General features: G+C 67.6%; 12 protein-coding genes. 5 read left to right on the forward strand and 7 right to left on the reverse strand.

Features of this window, described 5'->3' with window-relative positions; all coding sequences use genetic code 11:
* The first annotated feature begins 43 nt into the window (after positions 1 to 43).
* Positions 44 to 862, forward strand: coding sequence for a hypothetical protein (locus AC0IZS_RS06960; RefSeq protein ID WP_471634955.1), 819 nt, complete (start codon positions 44 to 46; stop codon positions 860 to 862).
* Between the two features lie 12 nt (positions 863 to 874).
* Here the strand turns inward: AC0IZS_RS06960 and AC0IZS_RS06965 are convergent, their stop codons facing one another.
* Together AC0IZS_RS06965 and AC0IZS_RS06970 are read right to left on the reverse strand one after the other, a co-directional pair.
* Positions 875 to 1,633, reverse strand: coding sequence for a nucleotidyltransferase family protein (locus tag AC0IZS_RS06965; RefSeq protein ID WP_471634956.1), 759 nt, complete (start codon positions 1,631 to 1,633; stop codon positions 875 to 877).
* Positions 1,630 to 2,022, reverse strand: coding sequence for an S-adenosylmethionine decarboxylase family protein (locus tag AC0IZS_RS06970; RefSeq protein ID WP_471634957.1), 393 nt, complete (start codon positions 2,020 to 2,022; stop codon positions 1,630 to 1,632). Before AC0IZS_RS06970 ends, AC0IZS_RS06965 begins: the two co-directional genes overlap by 4 nt.
* Positions 2,023 to 2,157: 135 nt before the next feature.
* Here AC0IZS_RS06970 and tkt point away from each other — a divergent pair, with 135 nt between their 5' ends.
* The 4 genes from tkt to AC0IZS_RS06990 all read left to right on the forward strand — a co-directional run bounded on the left by tkt (position 2,158) and on the right by AC0IZS_RS06990 (position 7,018).
* Complete coding sequence (gene tkt, locus AC0IZS_RS06975) at positions 2,158 to 4,215, forward strand: transketolase (protein WP_471634958.1); 2,058 nt, start codon at positions 2,158 to 2,160, stop codon at positions 4,213 to 4,215.
* A 155-nt stretch (positions 4,216 to 4,370) separates the two neighbouring features.
* Positions 4,371 to 5,075 (forward strand): hypothetical protein, encoded by a 705-nt coding sequence (locus AC0IZS_RS06980; RefSeq protein ID WP_471634959.1) that lies wholly within the window; start codon positions 4,371 to 4,373, stop codon positions 5,073 to 5,075.
* 27 nt (positions 5,076 to 5,102) lie between these two features.
* Positions 5,103 to 6,101, forward strand: a complete 999-nt coding sequence (gene gap / locus AC0IZS_RS06985) for a type I glyceraldehyde-3-phosphate dehydrogenase (RefSeq protein ID WP_471634960.1) — start codon at positions 5,103 to 5,105, stop codon at positions 6,099 to 6,101.
* Between the two features lie 212 nt (positions 6,102 to 6,313).
* Positions 6,314 to 7,018 carry a hypothetical protein gene (locus AC0IZS_RS06990; protein WP_471634961.1) on the forward strand — a complete coding sequence of 235 codons (705 nt, stop codon included), beginning with the start codon at positions 6,314 to 6,316 and terminating at the stop codon, positions 7,016 to 7,018.
* 44 nt (positions 7,019 to 7,062) lie between these two features.
* Here AC0IZS_RS06990 and AC0IZS_RS06995 read toward each other — a convergent pair whose 3' ends face one another.
* The 5 genes from AC0IZS_RS06995 to AC0IZS_RS07015 all read right to left on the reverse strand — a co-directional run bounded on the left by AC0IZS_RS06995 (position 7,063) and on the right by AC0IZS_RS07015 (position 13,196).
* Entirely contained in the window at positions 7,063 to 8,364 is a 1,302-nt protein-coding gene (locus AC0IZS_RS06995) for a four-carbon acid sugar kinase family protein (protein ID WP_471634962.1), read from the reverse strand.
* A 7-nt stretch (positions 8,365 to 8,371) separates the two neighbouring features.
* The gene (locus tag AC0IZS_RS07000) at positions 8,372 to 9,658 is read right to left on the reverse strand and encodes a ribulose-bisphosphate carboxylase large subunit family protein (protein ID WP_471634963.1); all 1,287 of its coding nucleotides are present in this window, start codon (positions 9,656 to 9,658) and stop codon (positions 8,372 to 8,374) included.
* A gap of 4 nt (positions 9,659 to 9,662) precedes the next feature.
* A complete protein-coding gene (locus AC0IZS_RS07005; RefSeq protein WP_471634964.1) occupies positions 9,663 to 10,214 on the reverse strand; it encodes a VOC family protein in 552 nt (183 codons plus the stop codon).
* Between the two features lie 73 nt (positions 10,215 to 10,287).
* Positions 10,288 to 12,159 (reverse strand): TRAP transporter large permease, encoded by a 1,872-nt coding sequence (locus tag AC0IZS_RS07010; RefSeq protein WP_471634965.1) that lies wholly within the window; start codon positions 12,157 to 12,159, stop codon positions 10,288 to 10,290.
* Entirely contained in the window at positions 12,159 to 13,196 is a 1,038-nt protein-coding gene (locus tag AC0IZS_RS07015; RefSeq protein WP_471634966.1) for a TRAP transporter substrate-binding protein, read from the reverse strand. Before AC0IZS_RS07015 ends, AC0IZS_RS07010 begins: the two co-directional genes overlap by 1 nt.
* Between the last annotated feature and the right edge of the window lie 246 nt (positions 13,197 to 13,442).

Below are 13,442 nucleotides of genomic sequence, written 5' to 3' on the forward strand. Positions count from 1 at the left end.
GGACCGCCTGACCTGGCCAGGCTGTCCGCACAGACCGCGTGGCTTGTGCGCCACGCCAATCCCTGCAGGCCAGGCCGCTCTGGCCATGGGCGTGGCAGACTCGGGCACCATGCTCAACCTGCTTGCGTCCCTGCTGAATTTCATCCTGACGATGCTGCTGCCCTTGCTGGGCCTGGTCCTGACTGCGGCCCTGCTGGCCTATGGCGTCTATGCACGCTGGATCAACGTCCCGCACAAGTGGCTGCTGACCCGGCGCGCGCTCCAGGTGCTGTGCGCCGTGGCCGTCCTGTGCAATGCCCTGATCGTGCTGCAGTGGTACCTGTCGAACAGCGCCCGGCAGGCGCGGCTGGACGGCGCCGTCGTGCGTGCCAGCAGGGAGCGGTTCGTGCTGCCGCAGGACTTCCAGTACGGTGAACTGCTGATCCCTGCGGGCAGCCTCGTCAACCGCAACGACCCCTTCGACAAGGGCGAACCCGGCAAGCCGGTTGCACTGCATGGGCTGGAAGCCGTGCGCTTTGCGCAGCCCGTGGAGATTGCCGGCGCCTGGGTCAGCGCGCTGCAGACCACGCCCCTGCGCCTGGAGCTGGCGCAGGACCAGACGCTGGGCCCCGTCTACCGCTTCGACAGCAACACCCAGGGCTGGGTGGAGCACAAGCTGGTGCCGGCGCTGGCCTGCCGCAAGGGGCAGATGGCTGTGTTCCAGGTGCCACCCATTGCCTACGATGTGCAGGCGGAAGTGGGCAAGCCCGCACCCGATGGGCCCGAGGCGCGCTTTCGGCCCAGCGAATGGCTGCTGCGTGCCTGCGAGAACGGTACCGCCATTGCCGTGCAGCCTGCCCACGCGGCCGCGGCCAGCCAATGACCCGACGAGGGCTCAGCGGTTGAGTTCGGCCAGGCGCTCGGGGGTACCCACGTCGGTCCAGCGACCCGTGTAGAGCGAGGCGCCCACGCGGCCCGCGTCCATGGCCCGGCGCAGCAGCGGCGCTAGTGGCGCTTTCAGGCCGCCTGGGTTGCCCACCGGAATATCGCACCAGGGCGTAAAGAACAACTGCGCATGCAGCAGCGCGATGGTGCTGTAGGTGTAGCGCGGTGCCGGGTCGTCGGCTGGCAGGTTCAGCGCCAGCCCCTCGGGCGACAGGCCGAAATCGCCACGCGGGTTGTGCTCCGGGTTGGGTACCAGCCACAGGTGGGCCAGTTGCCTGCTGGCCTTGAAGGCCTGCACCGCCCGGGCGTCGAACACGAAGTCCGGCACGTACACGTCCCCGGCCGCGAGCCAGAAAACATCGGACTCCACCAGCGGCAGCGCGCGCGCGATACCGCCTGCCGTCTCCAGCGCGCCGCCGAAATCGCGTCCCTCGCGGGAGTAGGCGATCTCGACGCGGTGGTTGCCCCGGCGCGAGTGGTGCGTGCCGAAGGTGGTGCCGCAATGGGCTTCGATCTGCTCGCCCAGCCAGGCGGTGTTGATCACCACCTCCCCCACACCGGCCTCGGCCAACGCTTGCAGGTGCCACATCAGCAGCGGCTGGCCCTGCACCGGCAAGAGGGGCTTGGGCGTGGTGTCGGTCAGTGGCCGCATGCGCTCGCCGCGGCCGGCGGCCAGCAGCAGGGCGGGTACCTGGGCGGCGGCGCTCATGCCGGCACCCCATGGGAGACGGCACCACGCTGCAGCGCATGGCGCTGCACGCTGGTGGGCTCGAACAGGGCCAGCAGCGCATCCATGAGCGCGCGCGCCCGGCCCGAATGGTCGGCGCCGAAGTTGCAGACATAGACGTCCAGCGTCACGGCATGCTGCTCGGGCCAGGTGTGTACGCACAGGTGCGACTCGGCCAGCAGCACCGTGGCCGTGACCCCACCGGGCCCCTGGGCGGTGGCCGGGAAACCATGGAACAGTTGGCCCACAGGCTGCAGGCCCGCAGCGCGCACGGCGTTCGTGCAGGCGCGGCCCAGGGCGGCGGGATCGAGCAGCCATTCGGAGGCGCAGCGGCAGCCATGGAGGTCGGCGGTGAGGTGCAGTCCTTGCATCAGCCGCACTGTAGTGCATCGGCTGCCAACCCAGGCACAGGAACGTGTTTACCAGCATGGAAACAGGCGCTGGGGCGGGCACCGGTAAAATAGCGGGTTTCCCCTGAACCTCCCCCACCCGGAGCCGCTCTTTCCATGGCCAACACCCTGCAAAACCAACCAATGGCAAACGCGATCCGCGCGCTGGCCATGGACGCCGTTCAACAAGCCAACTCCGGTCACCCCGGCGCCCCGATGGGCATGGCCGACATGGCTGTGGCCCTGTGGGGTCGCCACCTCAAGCACAACCCGACCAACCCCCAGTGGTTCGACCGCGACCGTTTCGTGCTGAGCAACGGCCATGGCTCCATGCTGCTGTACGCCCTGCTGCACCTCACGGGCTACGACCTGCCCATCGGCGAGCTCAAGAACTTCCGCCAGTTGCACAGCAAGACCGCCGGCCACCCCGAAGTGGGCATCACGCCCGGCGTGGAAACCACCACCGGCCCGCTGGGCCAGGGCATCACCAATGCCGTGGGCTTTGCACTGGCCGAGAAGCTGCTGGCCTCCGAGTTCAACCGCGACGGCCATGCCGTCGTGGACCACAACACCTACGTCTTCCTGGGCGATGGCTGCCTGATGGAAGGCATCAGCCATGAGGCTGTGTCGCTGGCCGGCGCCTGGAAGCTCAACAAGCTGATCGCCCTGTACGACGACAACGGCATCAGCATCGACGGCCAGGTCGCCCCCTGGTTCGCCGACAACACGCCCCTGCGCTTCGTGGCCAGCGGCTGGAACGTGATCGGCCCTATCGATGGCCACGACGCCGAGAAGGTCGCCGCCGCCATCGCCGACGCCAAGAAGCAGACCGAGCGCCCCACCCTGATCGTCTGCAAGACGCACATCGGCAAGGGCAGCCCGAACCGCGCCAACACCGCCAAGGCCCATGGCGAGCCCCTGGGTGCCGAGGAAATCGCGCTGACGCGCGAAGCCCTGGGCTGGAGCCACGAGCCCTTCACGATCCCGGAGGACGTGTACGGTGCCTGGAATGCCAAGGACACCGGCCAGGCCGCCGAAGCCAGCTGGAATGAGCGCTTTGCCGCCTACACCGCTGCCTTCCCCGAGCTGGCGGCCGAGCTCACGCGCCGCATGCAGGGCAATCTGCCGGCCAACTTCGCCCAGGTGGCTGTGGACACCGTGGTCGCCGCCCACACCAAGGGCGAAACCGTGGCCAGCCGCAAGGCCAGCCAGCTGGCCCTGGAGGCCTTCACCGCTGCCTTGCCCGAACTGCTGGGCGGCAGCGCCGACCTGACCGGCTCCAACCTGACCAACACCAAGAGCACGCCCAATCTGCGCTTCGACATGCAGGGCAACGTGGTCAAGACCGAAGTGGCCGAAGGCCAGAAGATCGGCGGCCGCCACATCAACTACGGCGTGCGCGAATTCGGCATGGCCGCGATCATGAACGGCATTGCGCTGCATGGCGGCTTCATCCCCTACGGTGGCACCTTCCTGACCTTCAGCGACTACAGCCGCAACGCCATCCGCATGGCCGCGCTGATGAAGCAGCGCGTGATCCACGTGTTCACGCACGACTCCATCGGCCTGGGCGAAGACGGCCCGACCCACCAGTCGGTGGAGCACGCCGCCAGCCTGCGGCTGATCCCCAACCTGGACGTGTGGCGCCCTGGTGACACGGCAGAGACCGCCGTGGCCTGGAGTGTGGCCCTGTCCAACAGGGACAAGCCGACCGCGCTGCTGCTGTCGCGCCAGAACCTGCCCTACGCACCCAAGCGCGACCTGGGCGACATCAGCCGCGGCGCCTATGTGCTGAGCGAGCCCGCCGATGTGGGCCTCAAAAAGAAGGCCGTGGCCGTGATCATCGCCACCGGTTCCGAAGTGCAACTGGCGCTGAAGGCCCAGCGCCTGCTGGCCGACCGCAAGATCGCCGTGCGCGTGGTCTCCATGCCCAGCAATACCACCTTCGACCGCGAAGACGCCAAGTACAAGAAGTCCGTGCTGCCCGCCGGTATTCCCCGCGTGGCGGTGGAAATGGGTGTCACCGACGGCTGGTGGAAGTACGGCTGCGCCGCAGTCGTGGGTCTCGACACCTACGGCGAATCGGCCCCGGCCCCCGTGCTGTTCAAGCACTTCGGTTTCACCGAAGAGAACGTGGCTGCCACCGTTCAGACCGTGCTCAAGGGCGGCCGCTGACAGGGCGCGGCGGAGCAGGAACGTAACATTGTGCAAATATGCAGAGGTTTCGCGTGACTTACAGCACGTTGCGGCCTCTTTGCATGCTTGACGCCGTTACATGTGGCCGGCACGCTAGTCGTTTTCATTGACGTCCCCCTTTTCAAGGAGCTGCCATGATCCCGACCCTGTTCTCCCGCAAGTCCCTGGCCGCCATGGCCGTGCTGTCGCTGGCCGGCCTGTCGGCCCATGCCCAGGTGGAGATCACCGATCCGCCGGCCGACCACAACTTCGGCAAGGTTCCGCTCAACGCCACGTTTGCCACGCAGTACTTCTCGGTGTTCAACCGCAGCAGTGCGCCGCTGCAGCTGGGCTCGGTGATCTCCAGCGGCGCGGCCCTGGCGACCTGCGCCGGCATCGGCTGCCCGGTTGTGGCCCAGGGGGACTTCCTGATCCCGGCTGGCTCGGACGGCTGCTCCAACGCCGTGCTGCAGCCCGGACAGGGCTGCTCGACCCTGGTGGCCTTCACCCCCACCGCCCCGGGGTCGCGCATCTCCCAGCTCATCGTCCAGTCCCGCACCGGCGGGTCGCTGGCGACCTACCCGCTGCACGGCACCGGCACATCGACGCCGCTGGACTGCGTGCTCGACTGGGCCGAGAAGAGCTTCCCGCAGATGCTGACCACGCCCACCGGCACGGCCACCGTATCGCCCTTCCACCTGCGCTGCTATGCCAACGGCACGATGTGCCTGGGTGCCGACACGGCCGTGCCCACCTTCGACCAGCCCAGTGTCTACTTCTACCAGACGCAGCCCACCCCCTCGGTGCAGCGCCTGGGATACCTCTCGACATTCGCACAGGCGGCGCAATGTCAACCCTGATTCCTTAACGTTTGGAGAACCTTGGAAATGACGATCAAGATTGGCATCAACGGCTTTGGCCGCATCGGCCGCAACGTGCTGCGCTCCGCCATCCAGAATTTCAGCGACATCGAAGTCGTTGCGATCAATGACCTGCTGGAGCCCGAGTACCTGGCGTACATGCTGCAGTACGACTCGGTGCATGGCCGCTTCAAGGGCGAGGTGTCGGTGGACGGCAATACCCTGATCGTCAACGGCAAGAAGATCCGCCTGACGCAAGAGCGCGACCCCGCCAACCTGAAGTGGAACGAGGTCGGCGCGGACGTGGTGATCGAATCCACCGGCCTGTTCCTGGACAAGGTCACGGCCCAGAAGCACCTGGACGCCGGCGCCAAGAAGGTCATCCTGTCGGCTCCGTCGAAGGACGACACCCCCATGTTCGTGTACGGCGTGAACCACACGAGCTACAAGGGTGAGGCCATTGTCTCCAACGCCTCGTGCACCACCAACTGCCTGGCCCCCGTGGCCAAGGTGCTCAATGACAAGTGGGGCATCAAGCGCGGCCTGATGACCACGGTGCATGCGGCCACCGCCACGCAAAAGACGGTGGACGGCCCGTCCAACAAGGACTGGCGCGGCGGCCGCGGCATCCTGGAAAACATCATCCCATCGAGCACCGGCGCTGCCAAGGCCGTGGGCGTGGTGATTCCCTCGCTCAACAAGAAGCTCACCGGCATGTCCTTCCGCGTGCCCACCAGCGACGTCTCCGTGGTGGACCTGACCGTGGAACTGGAAAACGCCGCCACCTACGAAGAGATCAAGGCCGAGATGAAGGCCCAGTCCGAAGGCGCGCTCAAGGGCGTGCTGGGCTACACCGAAGACAAGGTGGTGGCCACCGACTTCCGCGGCGACACCCGCACCTCGATCTTCGACGCCGACGCCGGCATCGCCCTCGATGGCACCTTCGTGAAGATCGTCAGCTGGTACGACAACGAATGGGGCTACTCGAACAAGTGCCTGGAAATGGTGCGCGTGGTGGCCAAGTAAGCCTCCAGGCCCTGGCCAACACAAAGGCCGGCTGCCCGCAAGGGTGGCCGGCCTTTTTCTTTGCCCGCATGCAGATGAATGCATGCCATGGCACAGACAGCGGCTGTTGGCGTGACATATCGCACTGTCCGGCACCCTTTGTCTGCTTGACGTACGCCTCGCCGGCAGGCACCCTCTGCTGTGTCGATTGACTTCACCCTCAAGGAACAGCCATGCCTCCCAACCCACAACCCCTGCTCAAATCCCTGGCCGCCATGGCCGTGCTCTCGCTCGCCAGCCTGTCGGCGCATGCCCAGGTAGAGATCACCGACCCGCCAGCGGGATACAGCTTCGGCAAAGCCCCTCTCCTCGACAAGTCGACCATCCGGTATTTCTTTGTGGTCAACCGCAGTACCTTCCCTGTGCAGTTGGGTCCCGTGACCTCCAACGGCTCCGAGGTAGCCACCTGTGCCGGTCTGGGATGCCCTGTTGTCTCGGCATCCGACTTTGTCATCGTTGCGGGCTCGGACGGATGCAGCAATGCGGTGCTCCAGCCAGGACAGAGTTGCTCGACCCTGGTGGGCTTTTCACCGACGGAGCCGGGCGCACGGCTGTCCCAGCTGATCGTCCCGCTGAGCGATGGTGCGGTGGGTGCACGACGCATTCTGCAGGGTACGGGCGTCGCGCCCCTTACCGACTGCGTGCTCGACTGGGCCGAAAAAACCTTTCCTCAGCTGTTGACCGCCCCGACCGGCACGTTCACGGTCTCTCCGTACCACCTGCGCTGCTACGCCAACGGCGCGGTCTGCCTGGGTGCCGATACAGCGTCGATGGCGCTCAACGTGAAGGGCGTGTACGCCTACCAGCCACAGGCCACCCCCCCGCTGCAGCGCCTTGGAGACCTTTCGGGCTATGCGCAAGCGGCCCAATGCCGGTGATCCCCACTGCGGGGTGAGCTGCTGCACCGCGCGCCGGCAGGGCTTCAAGGGCCGCCGTGCAGCAGCCGCTCGAAGAGGTCTTCCGGCCCCATCTGCCCACCCTTGAGCATGATCTCCAGGCCGTCGAGCCCCGGGTGGTCGCTGTGCAAGCGGCACAGTGCCACGCCAGGCGACAGCGAGGCCCCGTACATCAGACCCCAGGCCACGAGGGATTGCACCGCCAGGCTGGACGTATCGCCGCCCGCAATGCCGATGCGGCGCAACGGCACCTGCGCCAACACCTGGGCCAGCAGCCGCCCGCCGGCCGCGGCCACCTGGTGCGCCGTGGCACCTTGCGCAGCGCTGCCCGCGGTCACGGCCAGCACGCTGTGGCCGGCCCGGAGCAAGGCACCGAGGCGGTCGGCCATCGCCTGTGCAGCGGCATCGCCGCCCTGGACCAGGGCGGCCACGTCGATAGACACCCGCTCGTAGGACACCGCAGCGCGCACCTGCTGCGCCGTCACCGGCGACAGGCTGCCCGCCAGCACGAAAACAGGCCCCTGGGCGGCCGCCAACGGCGCTGCCGTAGCCGCCGCCGCATGCGGCCACTGCGTCGCCAGCGCCTGCACCACGCTGCTCGGCCCTACCGCCAGCAGCCGTGCCTGCTGGGCGCGGCGCCAAACCAACTGACCCACGGCCTGCAGGTCCTCGGGCCGGCTGGCATCCATCAGCACGGCAGCGGGCTGCGCCGCCAGCACCGCATCGAGAGCTGCCTCCTGCCGGGCCAGCGGCTGGGCGTACAGCGGGTAGTCCATGCCCGGCACCGGCTGCAGACCTTGCTGGGCCAGGTGCAGCCGCAGGTCGCTCTCCTGCATGGGCGTGACCGGGTGGCAGCTCATGGTCGGATGCCGGTCGATGCGATGCACCACAGGCTCGCTCCCTGCGCGGGCGAACAGGTGGCCGAACACGCAGTAGCGCCCCAGGCTGGGCTGGCCGCCGACGATGGGGACGAAGCGGTTCTCCACGTGCTGGCGCAGGGTATGCACGGCCACGCCGATGCTGCCCACCTGCGGCGCGCTGTCGAAGGTGGAGCAGACCTTGTAGTGCAGCACCGGCACGCGCATCTGCGCGAAGAAGCGGCCCACGGGCTCCAGCTCGGCACGCATGGCCTCGGGCGCCATGGCGCGCGCCGCACCGGCGATGCCGATGGCATCGAGCGGGCCTGCACGCTGCAGCTGCGCAGCCGTGGGCACGCCCATGAACAGCAGGGCCCGCAGCCCCGCCTGGGCGGCCGTGGCCAGGGTGTCGGTCGCTCCGGTGAAGTCGTCGCCATACCAGCCCAGGCGGGCAGTGGATGCAGCCATCATGGTGCGCTCAGACCCTGGAGCCAAAGAAGCCGAGCGCGCGCTGCAGCTCGGGTGCATGCCGGGCGAAGTGAGCCAAGGGGATTCCCGCCGCGACGGCTTCCCAGGCCTGCTGGATGCTTGCCACACCGGCTGCGGGGCCATCGGGGTGGGCCAGGATGCCGCCGCCCGACATGAACAGCAGGTCGGTGCTGCGCAGGCGCTCCCAGGTCAGCGGCACGGTGCCGGCCCACTGCCCGTTGGACACGGCGGGCAGCACGGCGTCATCCAGGCCCGGAGCGAGTGGCGCCAGCGTGTCGTGGGCCGACTCGACCACCTCGTCGTCGGTCTGCGAGAACTTTCCTTGCAGACCATGCACGTGCATGTGGTCCACGCCCGCCAGGCGCCACAGCGTTTGCCAGGCCTGGAACGAAAAGCCCAGCAGCGGATGCCGCGACAGCGCGCCATAGCCATTGCGGTGGCCATGCAGTGCCAGCGGTGTGTGGCGGCGCAGGGTCTGCACGGCCGAATACCCGCACCAGTTGAGGCTGGCCATCACGCAGCTGCCACCCTCGGCCTGCACCAGGTCGGCATGGCGGCGCATGGCATCCGTCTCGTCGGTGATGTTGAAGGCCACCATGACATGCTTGCCCGTGCGGTCGTGGTGCGCGCGCACGGCGCGCATGACGGCCTTGACGCGCTCCTGCAGCGGGGCATGCACGGGGTCGGCGCAGACCTCGTCGTCCTTGATGAAGTCCACGCCCGCCGCGCACAGCCGGGCGGCCAGCGCCCCGGTCTCCTCGGCCGACAAGCCCACGTTGGGCTTGACGATGGTGCCGATGAGCGGACGCCCCTGCACCCCCGTGAGCGCGCGCGTGCCCGCGATGCCCTGGCGCGGCATGTCGAAGCGCCGGCGGTATTCGGCGGGCAGGTGCAACGACTCCAGGCGCAGCCCCGTGACCTCGCCCAGGTCGAACAGATTGCCCGACACCGTGGCCGCCAGCGTGGGCAGGTTGGCACCCACATTGGCCACCGGAAAGCGCACCGTGAGCCGCGCACGGCGGAACGGCCCGGGCAGCGGCTTGCCCGCCGCGGCGCGGCGCTCCAGCCAGCCATTGGGCAGGCTGGGCGCAGCCATGGATTCGAGCTCCTCGATGGATTCCACCGTGGCGCGCGCGCGATCGCGCAGCGCATCGGTCTCGCCCTCCACGCGCGTGAAGGTGCCGCACGACTGCTCGCCCGCGAGCACCTCGGCCACATGGGCCGGGTCCAGTGGCGTCTCGATCAGGTAGCGGGCTTCGAAATGCTGGGCGTCCATGGGGTCAGAGCGTGTTGAGGTCGGGGAAAGGCCGCACCGGATCGCTACCGTCCCAGTCCTTGGCGGCTTCGCGGATCAGCGTGAACAGCCGGCCCTTGGGCCCCGCCACTTCGGACAACTCGATCAGCGCGCCTGGGTGCAGGCCCGGGTGCTTGCCGTCCTCGAAGTAGACGAAGCGGCCGTTCTCGCCGACCTCGCCGCTCATGCAGACCTTGAAGCCCGCGGCCTCGGCGCGCGCCAGATCGGCGTCGAAGTCCTCCGTCCAGTACGCCACATGCTGCCCACCCACGTGGCCGGCCTGCTGGAAGTCGCGGTACATCGAAGGCACGTCGTTGCGCGTCTGCAAGAGCTCGATCTGCACGCCGCCCGCATTGGCCAGGGCCACGGAATTGTGCGGCTCGTGGCGCTCGCCGCGGTAGGTGTAGTTTTGAATCGGCACGCGCGGGTTGTAGTACCAGGGCCCGACGCCCAGCACATTGGCCCAGTAGTCCATGGCGGCCTCGATGTCGGGCACGAGGTAGGCCACCTGGCGGATTTCACCAAAGAATCGGCTCATGGTTTGCTGCTTTCAGAAAGGGAAGGAGGGCCCGGCGCACCCGGGGCCGGACCAGGGGAATGGATGGAATGCGCTACTTGTTCAGGAAACCCGTGGAGAACCACGGAATCGCGGCCACGATGACCAGGCCCACGAACAGCGCCATGACGTAGCCACCGATATGGGACAGGCCCTCGTTGGGATGTACCTTGCTGATCGCGCAGGCGCCGTAGTAGCCCACGCCGAAAGGCGGAGCGAACAGGCCGATGCCCATGGCGAAGATCACGACCATGGCGTAATGCACCTCGTGGATGCCCACGGCCTTGGCAATCGGGAACAGCAGCGGCCCGAACAGCACGATGGCCGGAATGCCTTCGAGCACGCTGCCCAGCACCACGAAGGCAATGATCGAAACCGCCATGAAGCCCCAGGCACCACCGGGCAACTGCTTCATCACCTCGGCCAGGTCGTGCGAGAACCCGGACTGCGTGAGCCCCCAGGCCATGGCCGTGGCGCAGCCCACGATGAAGATGATGGCGCCCGTGAGCGAAGCGGTCTCGATGAGCATGGGCCGCAGCCGGCGCCAGTCGAACTGGCGGTGGATGAACAGGCCCACCAGCACCGCGTAGACGATGCCGATGGTGGAGACCTCGGTCGCGGTGGCCACGCCCTCGACCACGGCCGCGCGGATCACGAAGGGCAACGCGATGGCCGGCAGGGCCGTGACCAGGAAGCGCACGATCTGCGCACGGCCGAAGCGCTGCACCTGCGACAGGTCTTCGCGCCGGTAGCGCCACCAGACCACGGCGCACAGGCAGGCGCCCACCACCACGGCCGGCAGCATGCCGCCCGTGAACAGCGCCGCGATGGACACGCCCGTGACCGAGCCGATGGTGATCAGCACGATGGAGGGCGGGATGGTCTCGGTCTGCGCGCCCGTGGCCGACAGCAGCGCCACCAGGTCGCCAGGCTTGGCGCCGCGCTTTTGCATCTCGGGAAAGAGCACGGGCGCAATCGCCGCCATGTCGGCGATCTTGGAGCCCGAGATGCCCGAGACCAGGTACATGGCACCGATCAGCACGTACGACAGCCCACCGCGCACATGGCCGAGCAGGCTGGCCAGGAACTGGATCATGGCGCGGGCCATGCCGGTCATCTCGATCAGCGCGCCGAGAAAGATGAACAACGGCACGGCCAGCAGCATGAGGTGCGACATGCCCTCGTCGAGCCGGCCCACCAGCACCAGCATGGGCGCGCGCGTGGTGAGCGCCAGGTAGCCGAAGGTGGCCAGCGCGAACGAGAAGGCGATGGGCACGCCCGAGAACACGCAGGCCGCCACCAGCACCACGAAGAAGATCACCAGGTTGAGCTTGCCCAGCGGCGGGAACAGCGGCTGCGCGAGCCAGAAAGCCAGCACCAGCGCCCCCACGGTGGCCACGGCCGCCAGCATCACGGCCAGGCCGCCCTCGCGCAGCATGCGCAGGGTACACACCAGCAGCATCAATGCCATGCCGGCCGGCAGCGCCGAGGCGCGCCAGGCGTTGCTGATCTCCAGCGCCGGCGTGACGATCACGGCCTCTTCGGCCGCGTACTCGTACGCGTGGTGCAGGATGAGCAGCAGGAAGGCGAACGACGCGGCCATGGCCAGCGCCTCCAGAAAGGCGCGCGTGGCCGGCGATGCCTTGCCCACGAAGGCCGTCATGCGCATGTGCTCGCCGCGGCGCAGCGCCACCACCGCGCCCAGCATCGACAGCCACAGGAACAGGATCGAGGCCAGTTCGTCGGACCAGACCAGCGGCGCATGGAACACGTAGCGCGACACGACACCGCAGAACAACAGGCAGATCTCCACCAGCACCAGCAGCGCGGCAGCGGACTCCACCACCGCGCCGATGCCCCGGTCCACGGGACCGAGCGCGGCACGCCAGCCCGTGGGAACGGGCGCGGACACGGCAGCTGCGAGCATCAGGACACCTTGCCGACGGAGGCTTCCAGCAGCGCCCAGGCCTCGTCGCCGAACTTGCCCTTCCACTCGGTGTAGTAACCGGCCTTGCGCAGTTGCTCACGGAAGCTCTGCGGGTTGGCATCGTTGAAGGCCATGCCCTTGGTGGCGAGGTCGCTGCGCAGCGTCTCGTTGAGTTTGGCGAGGTCGGCACGCTGCTGCAGCCCGGCTTCATCGAAGGCCCGGCCCAAAATCAGCTTGAGGTCGTCCGGCAGGCCGCGCCAGGCGCGTCCGTTGACGACCATGTGGTAGCCGTCCCAGCTGTGGTTGGTGACCGAGCAGAACTTCTGCACCTCGTAGAGCTTGGCGGTCTGCACGATGGCCAGCGGGTTCTCCTGCGCATCGACCACCTTGGTCTGCAGGGCCGAGTAGACCTCGCTGAATTGCAGGCTCGCCGGTGATGCCGACAGCGCCTTGAACATCGAGATGCCCATGGGGCTCACGGGCACGCGGATCTTCATGCCGCCCAGGTCGGCCGCACTGTTGACGGCCTTGGTGCTGGTGGTCACCTGGCGAAAGCCGTTGTCCCACATGCGCGGGAAGGTGTACAGGCCCACCTTGGCAAAGGCCGCACGGATGCTGTCGCCCAGCTTGCCATCGACCGTTTTCCATACCTGCTCGTAGTCGGCAAAGGCGAAGCCCAGGGCCGTGATGGCGCTGATGGGCGCCAGCGTGGCGATCACCATGGTGCCGGCATTGAAGATCTCCAGCCCGCCGCTGCGCACCTGCGAGAGCATGTCGGTGTCGCCGCCAAGCTGGTTGTTGGGGAACACCTTGAGTTCGAGCCGCCCTTTGCTCTCGGACAGGATGCGCGCCGCCGCCTCGTTGGCGCGCACGTTGAGCGGGTGCGACACAGGCAGGTTGTTGCCGAACTTGAAGCTGTACTCCGGCGCAGCAGCGCTCGCCAGCCCCGGCCAGGCGCCCGCGACCGATGCCGCGGGCAACGCGCACAGGCCGCGCAGCAGGCTGCGGCGCGAGGATGAGTGATTCGAATGGGCCATGGTCTTTGTCTCCTGTCTTTATGGAATCGTTGGAATCGGCACGCGCGGGGCGGCTAGTGTTCTGTCCCGTAAATAGATGCCAAAAATAAAGCCGATGGATTTCGCGCCGGGGCAAGGCGCAAACCGCAGCGATAGCCGTAGCTATCGCGAGGATTTGCAACGCGCCCCTGGCGTGAAAGACGCGGTTTTATTGGCATTTATTTGCGGGACAGGACACTAGTTCAAGGGCAGACCTTATCGGTGGTC

It is taken from the genome of Acidovorax sp. AC410, assembly GCF_979253235.1.

Excerpts from the sequence above, each read along its gene's own strand:
- AC0IZS_RS06965 (WP_471634956.1), bottom strand. The coding sequence starts at position 1,633 with ATGAGCGCCGCCGCCCAGGTACCCGCCCTGCTGCTGGCCGCCGGCCGC.
- AC0IZS_RS06970 (WP_471634957.1), bottom strand. The coding sequence starts at position 2,022 with ATGCAAGGACTGCACCTCACCGCCGACCTCCATGGCTGCCGCTGCGCC.
- tkt (WP_471634958.1), top strand. The coding sequence starts at position 2,158 with ATGGCCAACACCCTGCAAAACCAACCAATGGCAAACGCGATCCGCGCG.
- AC0IZS_RS06980 (WP_471634959.1), top strand. The coding sequence starts at position 4,371 with ATGATCCCGACCCTGTTCTCCCGCAAGTCCCTGGCCGCCATGGCCGTG.
- gap (WP_471634960.1), top strand. The coding sequence starts at position 5,103 with ATGACGATCAAGATTGGCATCAACGGCTTTGGCCGCATCGGCCGCAAC.
- AC0IZS_RS06990 (WP_471634961.1), top strand. The coding sequence starts at position 6,314 with ATGCCTCCCAACCCACAACCCCTGCTCAAATCCCTGGCCGCCATGGCC.
- AC0IZS_RS06995 (WP_471634962.1), bottom strand. The coding sequence starts at position 8,364 with ATGATGGCTGCATCCACTGCCCGCCTGGGCTGGTATGGCGACGACTTC.
- AC0IZS_RS07000 (WP_471634963.1), bottom strand. The coding sequence starts at position 9,658 with ATGGACGCCCAGCATTTCGAAGCCCGCTACCTGATCGAGACGCCACTG.
- AC0IZS_RS07005 (WP_471634964.1), bottom strand. The coding sequence starts at position 10,214 with ATGAGCCGATTCTTTGGTGAAATCCGCCAGGTGGCCTACCTCGTGCCC.
- AC0IZS_RS07010 (WP_471634965.1), bottom strand. The coding sequence starts at position 12,159 with ATGCTCGCAGCTGCCGTGTCCGCGCCCGTTCCCACGGGCTGGCGTGCC.
- AC0IZS_RS07015 (WP_471634966.1), bottom strand. The coding sequence starts at position 13,196 with ATGGCCCATTCGAATCACTCATCCTCGCGCCGCAGCCTGCTGCGCGGC.